Source organism: Ursidibacter arcticus, from assembly GCF_009761375.1.
Classification (GTDB): Bacteria; Pseudomonadota; Gammaproteobacteria; order Enterobacterales; family Pasteurellaceae; genus Ursidibacter; species Ursidibacter arcticus.
Map to the genome: position 1 here is coordinate 62,409 of NZ_LEKM01000221.1, position 21,030 is coordinate 83,438.

22 protein-coding genes are annotated in these 21,030 nt (G+C 37.0%); 14 read left to right on the forward strand and 8 right to left on the reverse strand.

Going from position 1 to position 21,030, the window contains the following annotated elements:
- Positions 1-182: 182 nt before the first annotated feature.
- The 6 genes from rplL to A1D25_RS10765 form a co-directional block, all read right to left on the reverse strand.
- A complete protein-coding gene (gene rplL, locus A1D25_RS10740; RefSeq protein WP_157395670.1) occupies positions 183-551 on the reverse strand; it encodes a 50S ribosomal protein L7/L12 in 369 nt (122 codons plus the stop codon).
- A gap of 57 nt (positions 552-608) precedes the next feature.
- Positions 609-1,100, reverse strand: a complete 492-nt coding sequence (rplJ, locus tag A1D25_RS10745) for a 50S ribosomal protein L10 (RefSeq protein ID WP_157395671.1) — start codon at positions 1,098-1,100, stop codon at positions 609-611.
- 301 nt (positions 1,101-1,401) lie between these two features.
- Positions 1,402-2,091, reverse strand: coding sequence for a 50S ribosomal protein L1 (gene rplA, locus A1D25_RS10750; RefSeq protein WP_157395672.1), 690 nt, complete (start codon positions 2,089-2,091; stop codon positions 1,402-1,404).
- A gap of 4 nt (positions 2,092-2,095) precedes the next feature.
- A complete protein-coding gene (rplK, locus tag A1D25_RS10755; RefSeq protein WP_123957011.1) occupies positions 2,096-2,524 on the reverse strand; it encodes a 50S ribosomal protein L11 in 429 nt (142 codons plus the stop codon).
- A gap of 165 nt (positions 2,525-2,689) precedes the next feature.
- Positions 2,690-3,076, reverse strand: a complete 387-nt coding sequence (locus A1D25_RS10760) for a hypothetical protein (RefSeq protein WP_157395673.1) — start codon at positions 3,074-3,076, stop codon at positions 2,690-2,692.
- 83 nt (positions 3,077-3,159) lie between these two features.
- Positions 3,160-4,041 (reverse strand): DUF6892 domain-containing protein, encoded by an 882-nt coding sequence (locus A1D25_RS10765; RefSeq protein WP_157395674.1) that lies wholly within the window; start codon positions 4,039-4,041, stop codon positions 3,160-3,162.
- 209 nt (positions 4,042-4,250) lie between these two features.
- On the opposite strand from A1D25_RS10765, the gene A1D25_RS10770 reads away from it, so the two are divergent.
- From A1D25_RS10770 to rbsK, 7 genes are all read left to right on the forward strand, one after another.
- The gene (locus tag A1D25_RS10770) at positions 4,251-5,240 is read left to right on the forward strand and encodes a substrate-binding domain-containing protein (RefSeq protein ID WP_157395675.1); all 990 of its coding nucleotides are present in this window, start codon (positions 4,251-4,253) and stop codon (positions 5,238-5,240) included.
- 79 nt (positions 5,241-5,319) lie between these two features.
- A complete protein-coding gene (lldD, locus tag A1D25_RS10775; protein ID WP_157395676.1) occupies positions 5,320-6,465 on the forward strand; it encodes an FMN-dependent L-lactate dehydrogenase LldD in 1,146 nt (381 codons plus the stop codon).
- Between the two features lie 229 nt (positions 6,466-6,694).
- Positions 6,695-7,114 carry a D-ribose pyranase gene (gene rbsD / locus A1D25_RS10780; RefSeq protein WP_157395677.1) on the forward strand — a complete coding sequence of 140 codons (420 nt, stop codon included), beginning with the start codon at positions 6,695-6,697 and terminating at the stop codon, positions 7,112-7,114.
- 8 nt (positions 7,115-7,122) lie between these two features.
- Positions 7,123-8,610 carry a ribose ABC transporter ATP-binding protein RbsA gene (rbsA, locus tag A1D25_RS10785; RefSeq protein WP_157395678.1) on the forward strand — a complete coding sequence of 496 codons (1,488 nt, stop codon included), beginning with the start codon at positions 7,123-7,125 and terminating at the stop codon, positions 8,608-8,610.
- 30 nt (positions 8,611-8,640) lie between these two features.
- Positions 8,641-9,600, forward strand: a complete 960-nt coding sequence (gene rbsC, locus A1D25_RS10790) for a ribose ABC transporter permease (protein WP_157395679.1) — start codon at positions 8,641-8,643, stop codon at positions 9,598-9,600.
- Between the two features lie 166 nt (positions 9,601-9,766).
- Positions 9,767-10,639: a ribose ABC transporter substrate-binding protein RbsB gene (rbsB, locus tag A1D25_RS10795; RefSeq protein WP_157395680.1), complete on the forward strand. Its 873-nt coding sequence runs from the start codon at positions 9,767-9,769 to the stop codon at positions 10,637-10,639.
- A 72-nt stretch (positions 10,640-10,711) separates the two neighbouring features.
- Positions 10,712-11,626 (forward strand): ribokinase, encoded by a 915-nt coding sequence (gene rbsK / locus A1D25_RS10800; RefSeq protein WP_157395681.1) that lies wholly within the window; start codon positions 10,712-10,714, stop codon positions 11,624-11,626.
- Positions 11,627-11,671: 45 nt separating this feature from the next.
- Here rbsK and lsrK read toward each other — a convergent pair whose 3' ends face one another.
- Positions 11,672-13,222: an autoinducer-2 kinase gene (gene lsrK, locus A1D25_RS10805; RefSeq protein ID WP_157395700.1), complete on the reverse strand. Its 1,551-nt coding sequence runs from the start codon at positions 13,220-13,222 to the stop codon at positions 11,672-11,674.
- 73 nt (positions 13,223-13,295) lie between these two features.
- Positions 13,296-14,255 (reverse strand): transcriptional regulator LsrR, encoded by a 960-nt coding sequence (gene lsrR / locus A1D25_RS10810; protein ID WP_157395682.1) that lies wholly within the window; start codon positions 14,253-14,255, stop codon positions 13,296-13,298.
- Between the two features lie 224 nt (positions 14,256-14,479).
- On the opposite strand from lsrR, the gene lsrA reads away from it, so the two are divergent.
- The 7 genes from lsrA to A1D25_RS10845 all read left to right on the forward strand — a co-directional run bounded on the left by lsrA (position 14,480) and on the right by A1D25_RS10845 (position 21,015).
- A complete protein-coding gene (gene lsrA, locus A1D25_RS10815) occupies positions 14,480-15,976 on the forward strand; it encodes an autoinducer 2 ABC transporter ATP-binding protein LsrA (RefSeq protein ID WP_157395683.1) in 1,497 nt (498 codons plus the stop codon).
- Between the two features lie 12 nt (positions 15,977-15,988).
- Positions 15,989-16,966 (forward strand): autoinducer 2 ABC transporter permease LsrC, encoded by a 978-nt coding sequence (gene lsrC / locus A1D25_RS10820; RefSeq protein WP_157395684.1) that lies wholly within the window; start codon positions 15,989-15,991, stop codon positions 16,964-16,966.
- A 12-nt stretch (positions 16,967-16,978) separates the two neighbouring features.
- Positions 16,979-17,965, forward strand: a complete 987-nt coding sequence (lsrD, locus tag A1D25_RS10825) for an autoinducer 2 ABC transporter permease LsrD (RefSeq protein WP_157395685.1) — start codon at positions 16,979-16,981, stop codon at positions 17,963-17,965.
- A 70-nt stretch (positions 17,966-18,035) separates the two neighbouring features.
- Positions 18,036-19,055, forward strand: coding sequence for an autoinducer 2 ABC transporter substrate-binding protein LsrB (lsrB, locus tag A1D25_RS10830; RefSeq protein WP_157395686.1), 1,020 nt, complete (start codon positions 18,036-18,038; stop codon positions 19,053-19,055).
- Between the two features lie 14 nt (positions 19,056-19,069).
- Positions 19,070-19,948, forward strand: coding sequence for a 3-hydroxy-5-phosphonooxypentane-2,4-dione thiolase (gene lsrF / locus A1D25_RS10835; RefSeq protein ID WP_157395687.1), 879 nt, complete (start codon positions 19,070-19,072; stop codon positions 19,946-19,948).
- Between the two features lie 52 nt (positions 19,949-20,000).
- Positions 20,001-20,303: a (4S)-4-hydroxy-5-phosphonooxypentane-2,3-dione isomerase gene (lsrG, locus tag A1D25_RS10840; protein ID WP_157395701.1), complete on the forward strand. Its 303-nt coding sequence runs from the start codon at positions 20,001-20,003 to the stop codon at positions 20,301-20,303.
- On the forward strand, positions 20,296-21,015 hold the full coding sequence (locus A1D25_RS10845) for a beta/alpha barrel domain-containing protein (RefSeq protein ID WP_157395688.1): 720 nt from the start codon (positions 20,296-20,298) through the stop codon (positions 21,013-21,015). Before lsrG ends, A1D25_RS10845 begins: the two co-directional genes overlap by 8 nt.
- The last annotated feature ends 15 nt before the right edge of the window (positions 21,016-21,030 follow it).

Here is a 21,030-nt window from a genome sequence, read left to right on the forward strand (position 1 = left end):
TCTATTGAGAAGAAAATGAATGCCCGATTTACTCAAATAATGTCAATAACGGTCATAATTTCAGGAATATAAGCGGTGGGTTTAGTAGAAAATTTTGCGAGTTAAAATGAAAATAAAAAACCCGATAACTTTCGCTATCGGGTTTTTCTGAACCTTAAAGAAGGTAAAAGTATTATCAAAAATTATTTGATATCTACTTTTGCACCAGCTTCTTCTAATTCTTTCTTAAGTGCTTCAGCTTCAGCTTTAGAGATACCCTCTTTTAATGCTGCTGGAGCAGATTCAACTAAGTCTTTAGCTTCTTTTAAGCCTAAGCCTGTTGCACCACGTACTGCTTTGATTACTGCTACTTTGTTAGCACCTGCTTCTGCAAGGATAACATCGAATTCAGTTTTCTCTTCAGCTGCTTCTGCTGGACCAGCTGCTACTGCAACTGCAGCCGCTGCTGCTGATACGCCAAATTTTTCTTCCATCGCTGCGATTAATTCAACGATTTCTGATACTGATTTAGAAGCAATCGCTTCGATAAGTTGTTCGTTAGTTAATGACATAACAATCAATTCCTAAAGTAAATAAGTTAAACGAGTTAAGAATACGGCGGATAAAAATTATGCCGCTTCTTGTAATTTGTCGCGTAATGCCGCAAGAGTGCGAACAAGTTTGCCTGCCGCAGCTTCTTTCATTGTGCCCATTAAACGTGCAATTGCTTCTTCGTAAGTTGGTAATGTTGCTAAGAATTCAACATCTTGCACTTTACCTTCAAAGGCTGCACCTTTAATTTCAAACTCTTTGTTTGCTTTTGCAAAGTCTTTGAACAAACGTGCTGCTGCACCTGGGTGTTCGTTAGAGAATGCAATAAGAGTTGGACCTGTAAACGTATCTGCTAAGCACTCAAATTCAGTGCCTTCAACCGCACGACGTAATAATGTATTACGAACAACACGCATTGAAACACCTGCTTCGCGAGCAGACTTACGTAATTCAGTCATTTTCTCTACTGTTACGCCACGAGAATCCGCAACCACAGCAGAAAGGGCACCTCTGGCAGCTTCGTTTACTTCGGCAACAATTGCTTTTTTGTCTTGAAGATTTAATGCCATTGGTTTAGCTCCTGATACACTCCACAAAAAACGTGGAATTTACAAAAAATCTCAAAAAAGTGACCGCTTGTCATAATTAGATTTTATCTAAGTTACAATAAGCAACGTTTTTGAGGCTAAGGTGTCCAGAAGCAGATTATTCTGTCTGTTCACCATCTACGTAGGGTTATTAAGAACCTAAGTTCACCTACGGTCTTGGATGGGGCTTGAAAGGCAAGCACCATCAGATGACCTAAAAGGTCAAAACAGCCGTAGATTATAGAGATAATCTACGACCTTGTAAAGATTGTTTTATCAACAATTATAGTGAAGACTGATCAACAGCAACACCAGCACCCATAGTTGTTGAGATGCTTACTTTCTTGATAAATACACCTTTCGCAGTTGTTGGTTTAGCTTTTGCTAAAGCCGCTAACAATGCGTTTAAGTTATCTTTTAATTGCTCTGGAGAGAAATCTGCTTTACCGATAGTTGTGTGGATAATACCATTTTTGTCATTACGGTAACGGATCTGACCAGATTTAGCATTTTTAACTGCTTCAGCAACGTTTGGTGTTACAGTACCCACTTTCGGGTTTGGCATTAAACCGCGTGGGCCTAATACTTGACCTAATTGACCAACAACACGCATTGCATCTGGAGAAGCGATAACAACATCAAAGTTCATTTCGCCTTTTTTGATCTGCTCAGCAAGATCTTCCATACCGACTAAGTCTGCACCAGCAGCTTTAGCCGCTTCAGCGTTAGCACCTTGTGTAAATACAGCAACACGAGCTGTACGACCTGTACCGTGTGGTAATACAGTTGCACCACGTACGTTTTGGTCTGATTTACGAGGATCGATACCTAAGTTAACAGCAACATCAACACTTTCAACGAATTTAGCTGTCGCGAATTGTTTTAATACTGCGATTGCTTCGTTGATTTCGTATGCTTTAGTAGAATCTACGCCAGCTTTGATTGCTTTCATTTTTTTAGTCAATTTAGCCATCGTATTATTCCTCCACCACTAAGCCCATTGAACGTGCAGTACCTTCAATAGATTTCATCTTAGTTTCAATTGTTGCACCAGTCATATCAGCTGCTTTAGTTTCAGCGATTTGGCGGATTTGTTCTTTAGTTACTTTACCTACTTTATCTTTATTTGGTTTTGCAGAACCAGATTTAAGACCCGCAGCTTTTTTCAATAATACTGCTGCTGGTGGAGTTTTAGTAACGAAAGTGAAAGAACGGTCTGCATACACAGTGATAACAACTGGAATTGGTAAACCTTTTTCTAAGCTCTCAGTACGAGCGTTGAATGCTTTACAGAATTCCATAATGTTCACACCTTGTTGACCTAATGCTGGACCAACTGGTGGTGATGGGTTAGCCATACCCGCTGCAACTTGCAACTTAACGTAGGCTTGTACTTTTTTTGCCATTTTTAGCTTCCTCTGAAATGGGTAATAACGCTATTGCTAGCTCCCCTATGAATTAAATGCACTAAGTGCTACACAAAAAATACGAGCTAGCAATACTAGCTCGTAAATTAGGGAGGGAAGTGTACAGAATTCGTGATCGTTTTTCAAGCTATTTGCATAGAGAAATTAAAAACGATCACATACAATTCTTGCTAATTCTTTATTTCCCTTAAATACAGTAACAGAGCCTTCCTGCTCGTGCTCTTCGGTCATTCTATTTACAGCACTATAAACTGTATAATAGAATTCCCCATTTTTTAAATTGTACTCTTCCCAATACCAAGCTCCTACTCCATTCCATTTTTCAGAACGTTTTTCAACTTCTTTTATTGAATTTTTAAACACGAGTTCAGGTTTACCTGGTTTGCCGAAGCTGTATTCATAATAACCATTACTTTCTAATATTGCGATTTGTTTACCGTTCTTCGCAAAACAAGAAAATACAATCGTATCATTTGCTATTACAGTGTTAGTTGCCATTCCTAATGTAGCTAAGAATATACATTTTTTCATATCATTACTTCTCTCAATTTATTTTAACCTTTTGATATTTGCAAAGAATTTCCTAAATGTATCCGCTTATTTATCTTCCCTTGTCATATAGAAACCAAATTACCCTCTTTATATAGCTTAATCCCTCGCTCTTTTATTGCCTGTAAAAAACTCTCCGGTAAAGTCATTTCTTCCTGAGTTGAATTACGAATATGAATTTCCTTTAATTTAGGTAATAGATCTAAATCAAGGCTGGCTTCTTCACCAATCGGAATGTATTTTCCTGTTTTATACTTCATAAAGGCAAAACTTAATATATCCGACGGAATAATAACCTTATAATACAGACTTGCCCTACAATCCAATTCCAATTTATACATTTGATTGAGCAAACATTGTGGGATATCTAAGTTCTGCAAGTATTCTCCACCTGCAATTGTTGCACCGTAAAATAAAGGATAAATCAACTCCGTTGTACACTCTTCAGCAAACGTATCGACATCAAATTTAGGTCTTAGAACATTATCTCTATACATCAATTGATTGATGACTGCGAACTTAAATCCTACATCATTAAATATCACGCTTGGCTTTTGATCCACGTTATAAATCGGGTTACGTTGTCTTTGTTTAATTCGCTCCACTTCTGAAAGAATGTAGTGCAATTTGGGACTGCTAGGTTCATTTGGTAATTTTTCTGCAATTAACGCTAAACACTTCACACTTTTTTCATAACGAAGAGTTAATCCATAAATATTAATCCAACTATCTGCGGCAATAAACTCCCAACCATCCATTCCTTCAAATAATGAAATCGATACAGCAACTAAATCAGCTCGTTCTTCTGCTGACCAATTGTCTAATGAATCAAGAGCTATCTTTAACTCCTGATAAAAATCAGCTTTCTCAAACACAATCGACTCTCGACTTGCAATTTTTTCAATTAACGATTTTGCTGATGATTTTTTGAAAAATTCAAAGAACATATTATTTCCTCTTTTGTTGAATTGGTATGAAGTATATTCAGTGATGCGACAAATTGTATCGCAACAAATAAAAATCTAATTTGTAGAAGATCAAACCTAACATCATTTTGCATACCATTATTGCACAAAAAGAAATCTAGAACTCGAGCAAAATTCTTTGCTATCATAGGTAAATCTAATCTTAAGATAAAATGATACTAGGATTTTCTATGGCAACAATGAAGGATATTGCACGAATTGCGGGGGTATCGCTTTCCACCGTCTCACACGTTGTCAATCGTTCTCGTTTTGTAAGTGAAGAAATCACACAGCGTGTACAGAAAGTGATTGATGAATTGCATTATAAGCCCTCCCTTGTCGCCCGTAGTCTGAAAGTAAAAGAAACCAATACGATAGGAATGATTGTAACTGCAAGCAATAATCCTTTCTTTGCTGAAGTTGTTCGCCACGTTGAGCGTTACTGCGAACGACACAATTATCATCTTATTTTGGTCAATACGGAAGCTAACCATCAAAGTTTACAGAAACACTTAGAACGCCTGTTATTAAAACAAGTTGATGGGTTATTGCTGATGTGTGCCGAGCCACAGGATATCAATGCTGAATTTCTTACCGAAATTCACTTACCTATGGTGGTTATTGATTGGTGGCAACAGTCTTTAAAAGCTGATATTGTTCACGAAAATTCAGAACTTGGCGGTTATCTTGCAACAAAAGCACTTATTGATGCAGGTTATACTGATATTGCGGTGATCACTGGAGAATCATCAAAACCTTTAACGGTTAATCGTTTACAAGGTTATAAGCGGGCAATTTCAGAATATCATTTACAATATCGCCCCGAATGGATTATCGAAAGCCATTTCCATTTTGAAGGTGGAATTGAGGCAACTCAGCAATTATTGGCTTTACCTCAACGTCCAAATGCAATTTTTGCAATGAGTGATAGTATTGCAATTGGGGTTTATCAAGCACTTTGGCAAGCGGGATTACAGATCCCACAAGATGTTGCAGTGATTGGCTATGACAACATTGAATTAGCTCAGTATTTATCGCCACCACTTTCTACAATTCATCAACCGAAAGCTCGTTTAGCCAAAAATGCGGTTGAACAATTAGTGAAACGTATCAGAGATCCCAAAATTCCATTAAATATTGTACAACTCACTCCAGAATTGATTAAAAGAAACTCTTTTTAAATAAAAATCATTTTTATTTAAATAAATAATGTTAAAATAGTGTTTCAAATTTCCATTAAGAGAAGTATGAGGCTACTATATGATTATTGCATCAGCAAAAGATTATCAACGAGCGGCTCGCCGCCGTGTTCCCCCGTTTATGTTCCATTATGCCGATGGTGGCTCTTATAGCGAACAGACCCTTAAACGCAATGTAACGGATTTGGAAAATATTGCATTAAGGCAACGTGTATTGAAAGATATGTCGCAACTGGATACTGAGATTGAGCTATTCGGTGAAAAACTCTCAATGCCTGTTGCCCTTGCACCTGTCGGTGCTTGTGGAATGTACGCTCGTCGTGGAGAAGTGCAAGCAGCAAAAGCAGCTGACAACAAAGGTATTCCCTTCACACTTTCGACGGTTTCAATTTGTCCAATTGAAGAAGTCGCTCCAGCCATTAACCGCCCAATGTGGTTTCAGCTCTATGTATTAAAAGATCGTGGCTTTATGAAATACGCCCTAGAGCGAGCAAAAGCCGCAGGTTGCTCAACGTTGGTCTTTACTGTCGATATGCCAACACCAGGTGCAAGATACCGCGATATGCACTCAGGTATGAGTGGTCCTTATAAAGAAATTCGTCGTGTACTACAATCTATGATACATCCATTCTGGGCTTGGGACGTTGGTGTAAAAGGTAAACCACATACTTTAGGCAATGTTTCAAACTATATGGGAAAACAGATCGGTTTAGATGATTATATTGGTTGGCTTACCGCAAATTTTGATCCTTCTATTTCTTGGAAAGATTTGGAGTGGATCCGTGAATTTTGGGACGGTCCAATGGTTATCAAAGGGATTTTAGATCCTGAAGATGCAAAAGATGCCGTTCGTTTCGGTGCAGATGGTATCGTAGTATCAAATCACGGCGGACGTCAGCTAGATGGTGTTCTATCGAGTGCCAAAGCATTACCATCAATTGCTGATGCAGTTAAAGGTGATATTAAAATTTTAGCTGATTCTGGTATTCGTAACGGCTTAGATGTGGTCAGAATGATTGCATTAGGTGCTGATGCTTGTATGTTAGGGCGTGCATTTGTATATGCTCTTGGTGCAGCTGGGCAAGCAGGCGTAGAAAATATGCTCGATATTTTCAAAAAAGAAATGCGTGTCGCAATGACTTTAACCAGCAATCAAAGCATTAAGGATATTACTTCAGATGCGTTGGTTGATTTGAGTAAACTCTAATCTATTTTCATTTCTCTTATATTAGGCAACACTCTTTTTAACAAATGTGTTGCCATAATTTTTTGAACCACTTCACACTTTTCATAAAATCTATTTGTTTTTCTAAATTAAATTGCCTACCCTTTAGTTCATTGTTATCGAAACGTTTCGATGAAGGTTTTAAGTGTAATTTAATGTGAAATTGAATTGGTATTAGAACTATTTTTATCGAAGGTTAAAGGCGGTTTATATGAAAAAAACAACAATCTTAAATGCTCAACTTTCACAGGTGATAGCCACAATGGGACATACCGATGGCTTAACGATTTGTGATGCAGGTTTACCTATTCCCAGTGAGCAACAGTGTGTCGATTTAGCCTTAACGAAAGGTGTGCCTGATTTCTTATCCACATTAGAAGTGGTTTTATCTGAATTATTTGTGGAAAAAGTACTGCTTGCAGAAGAAATTAAGCATCATAATCCACAAATAGAACAACAAGTACTCTCTATTTTAGGAAAAATAGAAGAAAGCCAGCAGAAAAAGATTAGTGTGGAATATGTTCCCCATTCAGAATTTAAGTATCAAAGTAATCAAGCAAAAGCGGTGGTAAGAACTGGAGAATGCTCACCTTACGCTAATGTTATTCTCTATTCGGGCGTACCTTTTTAGGAGAGCTTATGGAAACCTTACTTCACATTAGTGGTGTTGATAAAGCCTTCCCTGGCGTACAAGCGTTAAAAAACGCTTGCTTAAATGTGTATGCAGGTAAAGCAATGGCTTTGATGGGGGAAAATGGGGCAGGCAAATCAACGCTGATGAAAATTCTGACAGGGATTTACCATCGTGATGCGGGTACTATTGAATATCTTGGTCAAAAAGTAACGTTTGCCAACCCCAAAGCATCGCAAGAGGCAGGAATTAGTATTATTCACCAAGAGCTAAATATTTTGGGTAATTTATCCATTGCAGAAAATATTTTCCTTGGGCGAGAATTTGTGAACGCTTGGGGCGGAATTGATTGGCGTAAAATGTATCAAGAATCTGACCGCTTGTTAGCTCGTTTAGGTGTTAGTCATTCCAGTCGTTTACCTGCCAGCGAACTGTCGATAGGTGAACGCCAAATGGTAGAAATTGCGAAAGCACTAAGTTTTGAATCCAAAGTGATTGTAATGGACGAGCCAACCGATGCACTGACCGATACTGAAACTGAAGCACTCTTTGCGGTTATTCGTGAACTCAAAGCAGAAGGACGTGGCATCGTTTACATTTCACACCGTTTACAAGAAATTTTCCAAATTTGTGATGACGTTACCGTTTTGCGAGATGGGCAGTTTATTGGAGAGCGAGCAGTCGCTGATCTTAACGAAGATCTGCTGATTGAAATGATGGTTGGGCGGAAATTAGAAGATCAATATCCACATATTGATGTACCACAAGGTACGCTTCGTCTGTCGGTTGAGAACTTGACAGGAAGTGGGGTCGATAATGTGAGCTTTAACCTGAAAAGCGGTGAGATTTTGGGTATTTCTGGCTTAATGGGAGCAGGACGCACAGAGTTGATGAAGGTTCTCTACGGGGCATTACCTCGCACTGCAGGTAGTATCTATTTAGATGGAAAACCGATTATCAACCGAACCGCACAAGATGGGTTAAAGAATGGCATTGTCTATATTTCAGAAGATCGTAAAGGCGATGGCTTAGTTCTCGGTATGTCGGTGAAAGAAAATATGTCGCTGACAGCATTAGATTATCTTTCCCACTTAGGCAGAATTGATAAAGCCAAAGAGTTAATGACTGTCGTTGATTTTATCGATCTCTTTAATATCAAAACACCAAGCCCTGATAAGATTATTGGTGAATTATCAGGGGGAAATCAGCAGAAAGTGGCGATTGCCAAGGGGTTGATGACACGCCCCAATGTCTTAATTTTAGATGAGCCAACTCGAGGCGTTGATGTTGGTGCCAAAAAAGAGATCTACCAACTCATCAATAAATTTAAAGCAGAAGGGCTTAGCATTATCTTGGTTTCTTCGGATATGCCAGAAGTGTTAGGAATGTCTGACCGCATTCTTGTAATGAAATCAGGCAAAATTACTGGTGAATTTAGCCGAGAAGACGCGACTCAAGAAAAACTACTCGCCGCTGCCATTGGTAAATCACACTAACAAGCGGTTATTTTTAGCGAGAAATTTACAATGAACAAACCATTTAATTTAAGCAAATTTTTAATTGAACAGCGTTCCATTATCGCCTTATTGGCATTGATTGCTGTCGTTTCTTTCTTAAACCCGAACTTCTTCAGTGCGGATAACTTATTAAATATTCTTCGTCAAACATCTGTTAATGCCATCATTGCGATTGGAATGACCTTTGTGATCTTAATCGCAGGGATTGATTTATCGGTAGGGTCGGTATTGGCATTGACTGGTGCGGTAGCTGCAACACTAATTGGAATGGATTTATCCATTTATCTGGTTATTCCTGCGGTACTGATTTTTGGTGGCTTGATCGGGCTACTTAATGGTTCACTGGTGGCTTTCGGTAAAGTACAAGCCTTTATGGCAACATTAATCACAATGTTGTTATTGCGTGGGATCACTATGATTTATATGGGTGGTCGCCCAATTAGTACAGGGTTTTCTGATAGTGCAGATGCTTTCGCTGAAATTGGTACGGGCGTGATTTTAGGCATTCCTGTGCCTGTGTGGTTAATGTTTATTCTGTTTGCAATCGGTTGGTTTGTGCTAACTCAAACGCGTATCGGACGTTATATTTATGCACTTGGTGGGAATGAATCTGCTACGGCACTCTCTGGCATTAACGTGAATAAAGTAAAACTCTTTGTATTTGCGGTAAGTGGCGTGTTAGCTGCATTGGCAGGTTTAATTGTAACGTCTCGCTTAGGTTCGGCACAACCTACCGCTGGCACAGGTTATGAGCTAGATGCCATTGCTGCGGTTGTCGTAGGAGGCACATCTTTAATGGGCGGTAAAGGTCGCATTATGGGAACGCTTATCGGTGCATTGATTATCGGATTTTTAAGTAACGCTTTAAATTTATTAGATATCGACTCTTACTATCAGCTAGTCGCTAAAGCTTTAGTGATTTTGGCTGCGGTTGTACTCGATAATTTTATTGGACGTAAAAAGGTGTAGCTGTTGTTTAACATTTTACTCAACGGTATTCACTTTGAAACCGCAATTAAGCGGTCGGATTTCAACAATTTTTTGCAAATGCAAAAGAAGTAACAGGCAGTTGGTGCAGTTTAACTAACGTTGTAATGCCTAACTCACTCTACTTACTCTACATTAGGAGAACATTATGAAAAAATTAACTTCATTAGCCCTTGCTGTTGGACTTGCTTTCAGTGCATCTGCTATGGCAAAAGACACCATCGCACTTGCTATCTCAACCCTAGATAACCCATTCTTTGTTACCTTAAAAGAAGGTGCAGAGAAAAAAGCCAAAGAACTGGGCTATGAATTAGTGGTATTAGATTCACAAAACGACCCAGCCAAAGAACTGGCAAATGTAGAAGATGTTACCGTTCGTGGAGCAAAAGTGCTACTGATCAACCCGACAGACTCTGAAGCCGTAGGCAATGCAGTATCTGTGGCGAATAAGAAAAATATTCCTGTGATTACCTTAGATCGTGGTGCAAACAAAGGCACAGTAGTGAGCCATATTGCGTCAGATAACATTGCAGGCGGAAAAATGGCGGGCGATTTTATTGCTGAAAAAGTGGGCAAAAATGCCAAAGTGATCCAACTTGAAGGTATTGCAGGAACATCCGCTGCTCGTGAACGTGGTGAAGGCTTCAAACAAGCTGTTGAAGCTAACCAGTTTGCATTATTAGCAAGCCAACCTGCTGATTTTGATCGTACAAAAGGCTTAAATGTAATGGAAAATTTATTAGCAAGCCACGGTTCTGCAAAAGCTGTTTTTGCTCAAAATGATGAAATGGCGTTAGGTGCATTGCGTGCAATTAAAGCGGCAGGTAAAGATATTCTTGTTGTTGGTTTTGATGGTACAGATGATGCAGTCAAAGCCGTTGAAGGTGGCAAATTAGCTGCAACTATCGCTCAACAGCCTGAAAAAATTGGTGAATTAGGCGTAGAAACGGCGGCAAAAGTCCTCAAAGGCGAAAAAGTAGAAGCACAAATTCCAGTACCATTAAAAGTTATCAGTAAATAATCTATACAAGCGGTTGGTTTTCGTAAATTTTTTGCAAAATCATACCGCTTGTTTTTTATCAAGGCGGTAAAAATGAAAAACAAACTTTGTGTACTAGGCAGTATCAATGTCGATCACGTCATTCGAGTGCCTTACTTCCCTAAAGCAGGCGAAACTTTAACAGGCTATGATTATCAAATTGCCTTTGGCGGAAAAGGGGCTAATCAAGCTGTTGCGGCTGCTCGTCTCGGTGCTAATGTGCAATTTATTGGGGCAATAGGGCAAGATCAAATCGGTTATACAATGCGTGATGCATTTGCTCAAGATGGTATTGATATTACAGCGATTGAAGAAATTCCAAATCAAAGCACGGGTTTGGCAATGATTCAAGTGGCAGATTCGGGCGAAAATAGCATTGTTATTTCTGCGGGAGCGAATGGCGAGTTATCTCCTGAATTGGTTGAAAAGCACCAAGCGATTATTGCACAAGCCGATATGTTGTTAATGCAACTAGAAAGCCCGCTCAAAGCGGTAACATTAGCAGCAAAATTAGCAAAACAGGCAAAGACAAAAGTTGCCTTAAACCCAGCTCCCGCACAACCTTTACCACAAAGTTTGCTCTCTTTAGTGGATATGATTACCCCAAATGAAACCGAAGCTGAAATTTTGACGGGCGTGAAAGTTGTTGATGAGCAAACTGCCGCACTTGCTGCGGATAAATTTCATCAAGTCGGCATTGAAACTGTACTCATCACGCTCGGTGCAAAAGGGGTTTATGTCAGCGAAAAAGGCAACGGACAAATTATTGCAGGTTTTCGCGTTCAAGCCGTTGATACAACAGCAGCAGGCGATACCTTTAATGGCGGACTTGTTACTGCATTGTTAGAAGGGAAAACTTTAAGCGAATCTATCCGCTTTGCTCACGCCGCTGCCGCAATTTCCGTTACCCGAATGGGTGCTCAAACTGCGATTCCGATGAGAAAAGAAGTGGAAGATTTTTTAATGTAAAAAATAAAGCCTAGTATTTAATTAAACTAGGCTTTATACCTTCTATTACAAACCAGGTGCTTTCCACAAAGATTTCGTTAAATTTAAATCGACAAGTTGTAATTGTTTTTTATAAACATCCATCCATTTAACCTTATGTGCTTGATACAGTTTATGGTTTTCCATATTTGGAATATGCTGTCTTTCAAATTTTACTAATTTTTTACCAGCTTCTGCTAACGAAGGATAAATTCCAGCCCCTACACCAGCTGCGATCGCACAACCCAAAGCGGTGGCTTCTTTAACTACAGGAACATTCACAATAAGCCCTGTTACATCGGCGAGAATTTGGCTCCATAATTTACCTTTTGATCCTCCTCCAGCAAAAACGACGGAAGTTAAATTTACTTTACTGAATTCCTTAACTTGATCTAGGTTAGAGGAAGAAACAATAGCTGCATTTTCTTGTAATGCTCTAAAGAGCACTGCTTTGTTGCATTTTTCAGGATCTATTGAGAGATTAATGAATGATGGTGACGCGTGATACCAAGATTTAAAATGCATTGCATCAGAAAAAACAGGAATGACATCGTTTGAGCCAACAGGAACTTTCTCTGCCATTTGTTCTAATAATGTATAAGCATCAATTCCTAATTTATTTGCTACATTCTTTTCTTCTTCACAGAAAGCATCTCTGAACCATCGCATTGTCAGCCCTGTAAAGAAACTTATGGATTCTGCCTGAACAAGAGGATTAATTACGTGTGGATTTATTCTTACATTCATTACAGGATCGGTAGTTGTAGAGGGAAGATTTACAACTTGTTGCCAGAAAGTTCCACCAATGATCGCAGCTTGTTCTGGTTCCGTTATGCCTAACCCTATACAACCTAATTGGACATCTCCTCCCCCAACAATAACTGGGATTCCAGCATTTAAGCCCGTTTTAGTAGCAACACTCTCTGTAATTACACCTAATTTCTCACCGGTTTCTTTAACTGGAGGCAGAATATCAGCATTTAACCCTACCATTTCTAATAAATCAGAATGCCACTGGCGAGTTTTTAAATTTAACATTCCTGTTGTGCCTGCATTCGATGGTTCAACAGCAAGCTCTCCGCTAAGCATAAACCCAAGCCAATCACTGATCATAGAAATATATTTCACTTCACGATAAAGATCACTTTGATTGTGGGCTAACCATAATAAACGAGGCAAAGCACTCAGTGCCAATGTTTGACCTGATATGTCGTAAACATATTGTTCAAACGTATTATTGTAAAGAGATTTAAGTTCTACAACTTCATTGACCGCTCTTGCATCAACATTTCCACAGGCCCAAATAGGTGTCTTATGTGCATCATAAAGAACTATACCCTCTCTCATTGAACAAGTAGATATCGCCACAATTTGCTCTGAGGGAATATTATTTTGCTTCAGTACATTTTGAATGCACAAGCAAGCTAATTCCCAGTTCTTTGATATATCAAACTCCATTGAGCCAGGAATATTTGGATCGGATAGATGAGTCCACTCTTGTTGAAATGCGCCTATTTGGTTTCCTTCAGTATCAAAAATAACCGCACGAATACTTCCTGTACCAGCATCAAGAGCCATTAGATAGCTTGGTTTGTTATGTGTCATATTAATCTCCTAATCTATGTAGAGGGAAATTCGTGCTACTATGTTGTTATACTAGCTTAGATAATATACATCGAGCAGTTTTTTCCTCTGTTACTAATGAATTAATATATTTTCCTTTTAAGGCAGCCAAAATAGCATCGACTTTATTTTCACCGCCTGCCACACCAATTACACTTGGAATTCTTTTTAAATTATCAAGAGATACACTTATTAGTTCTTGATGGATTGACATATCCTCTTGTAAAGAACCATCTTCTTTAAAGAAATATCCTAAAATATCACCAACAGCCCCTGCTTGTTTAAAGCTATCTAGTTGTTCTTCATTAATTAAATATCCAGCTTTAAGTAAGGTTGAGTGTTGTTTCTGATTTGTTGAACCAATCCCAACAATAGCGACATCAGCCATACTAGCGGCAAGCATAATATCTCGAACATAACTTTCTTTTTGAAATAGTTGAGCTGCTTCAGGAGATGAAGCCCTTAGAGGCGCTGGAATAATACTAATAGAACAGCTTCCATCTAATTGACCAATACTTTGCATATATGGTCCAACACCACCGGTCAGAGTAATAAGTTTTATCTTATTTTGTTTAATAAAATCATTACTGAATCTCACTGTATGCATAATGGTGTCGCCAAAACCAAAAGAGAGAACTTGTTTTGGCTTTAGCAAAGTCATTAGCATTTGAGATGCACCAACTCCTAAACGAGCATTAATTTCGTAATTATCAAGCTCAGGTAATACTCTGATATGCTGTAACTGGAACCGCTGTTTTAAAACTTCCTCTAGTTCTAAACAACCTTTATAGCGAGAGTTTATCTGAACTTTGATCAACCCCATCTGCCTGCCTTTTTCAAGTAGACGAGATACTTTCAATCGAGGAAGCATCAGTTTTTCACCAATCTCACTCTGAGTTAAGTTATCGTGATAATAGAACCAAGCAATTCTTGCTAAAAGCTCTTCTTCATTGATAACAACACCATTGTATTCATCGATTACTGTCATTTTTATTTACCTATAGTATTCATTTGTTTTAATTATAAATCAAATGTTCATTTTAATGAGTTATAAATTTTGTGATTTGGTTCACATTTTACACATTAAATTGAAAAATATTGCTATTAACTTCATCAGTTTGTGATGTATATCACATTTTTTGATCTTTTTTTATTTTAATATTTGAACAGTTGATAAATTAAATAATCATTTGTTCAAGTAAAGAGGTAAGTATGGCAGATAAAACATTATTGCTTGAGGTTACCAATGTACAGAAATCTTTTTCAGGGGTGTCTGTACTAAAAGACATTAATTTTTCACTTCGAGCTGGACAGGTTCACGCACTATTGGGCGGTAACGGAGCTGGGAAATCGACATTAATGAAAATTATAGCGGGCATCCAGTCTCCAGATTCTGGCGTATTGAAAATTAGAGGAGAAGCACAAACTTCTCTGACACCAAGTAAAGCTCATCAATTGGGTATTTATTTAGTTCCACAAGAGCCTTTGCTTTTTCCCAATTTAAGCGTGAAAGAAAATATCCTTTTTGGCTTGCCAAATTCTGCAAATTTATTACCTAAACTTACCGCTTTACTAGCTGATTTGAATTGCCATCTAAATTTAGATATGTCTGCAGGTTTGTTAGATGTTGCCGATCAACAATTAGTGGAAATTATGAGAGGGTTAATTAGAAATGCTTCTATTCTTATTTTAGATGAACCTACTGCATCCCTCACTCCAGCTGAAACAGATAATTTATTTAAGCAAATTGAGGCTTTGTTACAAAAAGGTGTTGGGATTGTTTTCATATCGCATAAGTTACCCGAAGTTTGGAGAATATCGGATTGGGTTAGCGTAATGAGAGATGGTTACATTGCATTAAGTGGTGAAACTGAAACATTAGATCATAATGAAGTAATTAATGCGATAAAACCTAAATCTAAAAATACAAAACTAACCGATAGCCAACAGCTATGGCTAGATATGCCGGGTCATAAAAAAATTAAATTCACTGATAAACCTATTTTATCTGTAGCGGAATTAACAGGTGAAGGATTTAAAAATATAACTTTTGATGTTTACCCTGGTGAAATTCTAGGAATTGCAGGAGTAGTTGGCTCTGGTCGAACTGAGTTGGCGGAAACACTATATGGGTTAAGAAAAGCTAAAAAAGGGAAAGTTCATTTTTGCAATATGGACATATCTCACCTACCAATAAAGCAACGTTTAAATGAAGGGCTTGTATATTTACCAGAAGATCGTCAAGCATCTGGCTTGTTCTTAGACTCTCCTCTTAGTTGGAATACCTGTGGATTAACTTATAACGATATGGGTTTTTGGATCAATGAGGAGAAAGAAGAAGCAATTCTCGAACGATACCACCGTGCAATTGGAATTAAATTTAACTCTTCTCAACAATCGGTAAGGACTTTATCGGGTGGAAATCAACAAAAAATTCTTATTGCAAAATGTCTAGAAGCCAATCCAAAACTTTTAATCGTCGATGAACCAACAAGAGGTGTAGATATAGGTGCGAGAGGCGATATTTATCAACTTGTAAAAAGCATATCAAAACAGAATGTTGCTGTTGTTTTTATTTCATCTGATTTAGAAGAAATTGAACAAATGTCTACTCGTGTTTTAGTAATGCACGATGGCGTGATGAGTCGTTCATTAACTGGAGAAGAAATAAATAGCGACACAATAATGAAAATGGCATTCAGTGGCTAAGGAGATATTAATATGTGGAAATTTATCCAAGATAATCGAGAGCTTACAATATTATTAGCGATATTCATATTATTTGGATCATTAGTTGTTTTTGGGAATTTTAGCTTAGAAACATTAACAATGATTTTTAACTCAACTCAAATTCTAGCATTACTTGCGATTGGAGCAACTTTCGTTATTTTAACCCGTAATATTGATGTTTCTGTTGGTTCTATAATGGGATTAAGTGCAGTTATTGTAGGTAGTTTACTGAATTTGGGATATTCCTTAATAACTGCTTGTTTAATAACATTATTGAGTGGCATTTTAGTCGGTGGTATTAATGGCTTTTTAGTTACGATACTAAGGATTCCTGCAATTGTCGCTACATTAGGAACATTAGGGCTATATAAAGGGATTATGCTTGTTTTAACAGGTGGAAAATGGATTGAAGGATTACCACAATCTCTAAAAGAACTATCAGAGCCCATTTTACTTAACATATCCCCTATTGGTTGGTCTGTTTTTGTCTTCGTCATTTTAGCTTATCTATTTCTTACCAAAACCAGCTCTGGCAGATGTTTCTATGCAGTTGGAGATAATCTACAAGGTGCATTACAGCTCGGTGTAAACATAAATCTGATTAGAATGAGTGCTTTTGCAATCAATGGAGCTATGGCTGCATTAGCTGGGATAATTTTTGCTTCTCAAATTGGCTTTGTTCCTAACTCTACAGGCAACGGACTAGAAATGAAAGCTATCGCAGCCTGTGTATTAGGTGGTATTAGTTTATTAGGTGGAGCAGGTAATATTATTGGTGCAGTCCTTGGTGCTTATTTCTTAGTACAAATCGACACAATATTAGTATTAATGAAAGTGCCAGCGTATTGGAATAATTTTGTTGCTGGCGTTGTTCTACTTTCTGTTTTGGTATTTGATGGAAGAATAAGAGTAATGATTGCAAATAATATCAAACAACAACGTTATGCTCGTTTCTTAAAAGATAATTAGAAGGAGTAAATAATGAAAATATTAAAAAAATATAGCTGGGAACTTACCTTATTCATACTGTTAATTATTGAAATTCTAGGCTTTGGTGTAATTAATCCTCGACTATTAGATATAAATGTATTACTCAATAGTACAAGTGATTTTATTTATATTGGAATGCTAGCATTACCACTAACACTTATTATTGTTAGTGGAGGAATGGATATTTCATTTGGTTCAGTTGTTGGTTTATGTGCAATTACTCTTGGCGTTTTATTTAAGTTGGAATTTCCTCTAATTATCGCAATATTTGTTACATTTTTAGTAGGAATAATCTGTGGAGTTATTAATGCATCTCTCATTATTTATACACAAGTTAATCCTTTGGTAATTACTTTAGGAACAATGTATTTATTCGGTGGTGGAGCATTACTCCTTTCAGGTTTTGCAGGTGCTACTGGATACGAAGGAATTGGTGGATTTCCGGATGTATTATTAGACTTTGCTAATCAAAAAATTTGGATCATTCCAACTCCAATAATTTATTTTCTAATCATTACATTTTTATTCTGGCTTCTAATGCATCGCACCCGAATAGGAAGAACGACATTTTTAATTGGTCAAAATATAAGAGTGTCGAAATATAGTGCAATGCCAATTAATCAAACATTATTTACGATATATCCCTTAATCGGTTTAGTATCCGCCTTTGTTGCAATCCTATTAGTATCCTATTTTGGTTCGGCTCGCTCTGATTTAGGTAGCTCCTTACTAATGCCTGCATTAACAGCGGTTGTATTAGGTGGTGCAAATATATATGGGGGATCAGGTTCAGTAATTGGGACAGCTGTTGCATCTCTATTAATTGGTTATTTGCAACAAGGCTTACAAATGATTGGAATATCTAATGAAATATCAAGTGCATTGTCAGGAGCATTACTGATAATCGTATTAATTGGGAAATCATTTAACAGTAATAAATCTATATTTACTGATTTTATTAAAAAGAAACTAATTTAAGTTGTACTCAATCCTAACATACTTGCTGTTTTAGTATGTTTTCCAAAAACTCACTTATAGGAGAAGTTTTATGAAACGTTCATTAATAAAAAATGTGGCACTTTCTGTTGCGTTAGGATTATCAACCCTTAGCTCAGCATCTGCAGCAGATAAAGTTGCTTTTATTCCTAAATTGGTTGGTGTTGGATTCTTTACCAGTGGTGGTCAAGGTGCTGTAGAAATGGGAAAAACATTAGGTCTTGATGTTACTTATGATGGTCCTGCAGAACCTAGTGTTTCTAACCAAGTACAAATGATTAATAACTTTGTTAATCAAGGATATAACGCGATTATTGTTTCTGCAGTTTCTCCTGATGGGCTATGTTCAACTCTGAAAAGAGCGATGAAAAAAGGTGTTAAAGTATTAACTTGGGATTCTGATACGAAACCTGAGTGCCGTAGTTACTATATCAATCAGGGTACTCCTGCTCAACTAGGTTCAATGCTGGTTGAAATGGCTTCTAGTCAAATTACTAAACCTAAAGCAAAGGTCGCATTTTTCTACTCTAGCCCAACGGTGACAGACCAAAATCAATGGGTAAAAGAAGCAAAAGCAAAAATTGAAAAAGATCATCCTGAATGGGAAATTGTTACAACTCAGTTTGGATATAACGATGCTATTAAATCATTACAAACTGCTGAAGGTATTTTAAAAGCGTATCCTGATTTAGATGCAATTATTGCACCAGATGCAAATGCACTTCCAGCAGCAGCTCAAGCTACAGAAAATTTAAAACGTCAAGGAACCGTTATCGTTGGGTTCAGCACACCAAACGTAATGAGACCATATGTAAAAAGAGGTACTGTTAATCAATTTGGTTTATGGGATGTTGTGAAACAAGGAAAATTATCGGTAGCGATCTCCAATGAACTATTAAAAGGAAAAACTCTTAATATTGGAGATAAATTAACTGTAGAAGGAATTGGTGAAGTTGAAATATCTCCGAATAAAGTTCAAGGGTATGACTATGAAGCCAAAGATAATGGTATTGTTTTATTACCTGAAAGAGTAATTTTTACTAAAGATAACATTGATAATTACGATTTTTAATTAAGGAGGAAAAAATGGCTGATTTAGATGATATCAGAGATGGAAAAGATTTTGGATTAGGTGTACCACAAATAAATAAACCATTTTATTTAAAAGGTTCTGGTGCCCTAGATTGGGGAATGCAATCTCGCCTAGCAAATATATTTAATCCTAAAACAGGAAAAACAATTATGCTTGCGTTTGATCATGGATATTTTCAAGGCCCAACTACAGGGCTTGAGCGTATTGATATTAATATAGCTCCATTATTTGAATATACAGATGTACTAATGTGTACAAGAGGAATTTTACGCAGCGTTGTTCCACCTGATACTCGAAAACCAATCGCATTAAGAGCATCTGGAGCAAATTCTATCTTAACCGAACTTTCAAATGAAGCTGTTGCGGTGAGTATAGAAGATGCTCTTCGCTTAAATGTTTCTGCTATGGCCGCACAGGTATATATCGGTTCAGAATATGAACATCAATCAATTAAAAATATAATCCAGCTAGTCGATCAAGGTAGTCGATATGGTATGCCTGTTATGGCTGTTACTGGTGTTGGAAAAGATATGGCTCGAGATCAAAGATATTTTTCTTTATCTACTCGTATCGCAGCAGAAATGGGGGCTCATATTATTAAAACATATTATGTTGATAAAGGATTTGAGCGTATTACTGCAGGTTGTCCAGTTCCAATCGTTATTGCTGGAGGAAAAAAACTTCCAGAAAAAGATGCTTTGGAAATGTGCTATAGAGCAATCGATCAAGGTGCATTAGGTGTTGATATGGGAAGAAATATTTTCCAATCCGATTCACCTATTGCAATGCTTAAAGCAGTTCAAGCTGTTGTTCATGGTGGAGAAACAGCTGAAAAAGCCTATGAATTATATTTAAACGAAAAAAATAGTTAATAATCATTTGGGCTAGACTACTAGCCCAAAACTTATTTAGGAGAAAATGGTTATGTATGCAATGCTGGTTGAAATCAATATAAAAGAAGGAAAAGAAAAAGAATTTCTAGAGGTTTTTGAACGAAATCACATTGGAACTCGTGAAGAACCGGGGAATCTACGTTTTGATGTATTAAGAGATCCTAAAATAAGAACTCGTTTTTATGCTTATGAAGTATATGAAAATGAAGATGCATTGGAAGCACATAGACAAACAGCACATTATCATAGATGTGTCAAAGAATTAGAAAATATTATGTCTGAACCAAGATCTAAAATTGTATTTGAATGGGTTTTACCAGTAAGCTATGAATAAAAAAGAACAAAAAAATAATTTAATAAATACATTAAAACAACAATATTTAAGTGTAGGTATTCTTTCATCAAATTGGTTTGTTTTTAAACAGCAATTAGATATTTTAAGTGATAAGAATATTAATATATTACATTTTGATATAGCAGATGGGAATTTTAGTCCATTATTTACTGTTGGTCCTATGGCTATTAAACAATTTAACGATCATTTTTTTAAAGATGTTCATTTAATGGTTAAAGATCAACAGACTTTTGCTAAATCCTGCGTTGAAAACGGTGCTAATTTAGTTACATTGCAAGTTGAACAACAAGAAGGGCTTTCTGATACAATAGAATGGCTATCTCAGCAACAAAACCTATATTTAGGAAAGAATGAACCTGTATTAATTGGATTAAGTATCTGTCCAAAAACAGATATTAATCTATTATCGTGTTATGTTGAAAAAGTTGATGTATTTCAAATATTAACATTGGACCCTAGAACAGGGGAAAAATATTCTAAAGAGTATATTGAAAATAGGGTTTCCTTGTTAAATCAACTACTAGGAAAAGATCGTATATTAAAGTTAATAAATATTGATGGTTCAATGAATTTAGATTTGGCACAATATTTGAATAGAAATCAATCTATAGATTGGTTTGTTTCGGGTAGTGCTTTATTTTCTGAAGACTTACATAACTCATTATGCAAATGGGAAATTCTGAAATATTAATAATGATGTGTGGAA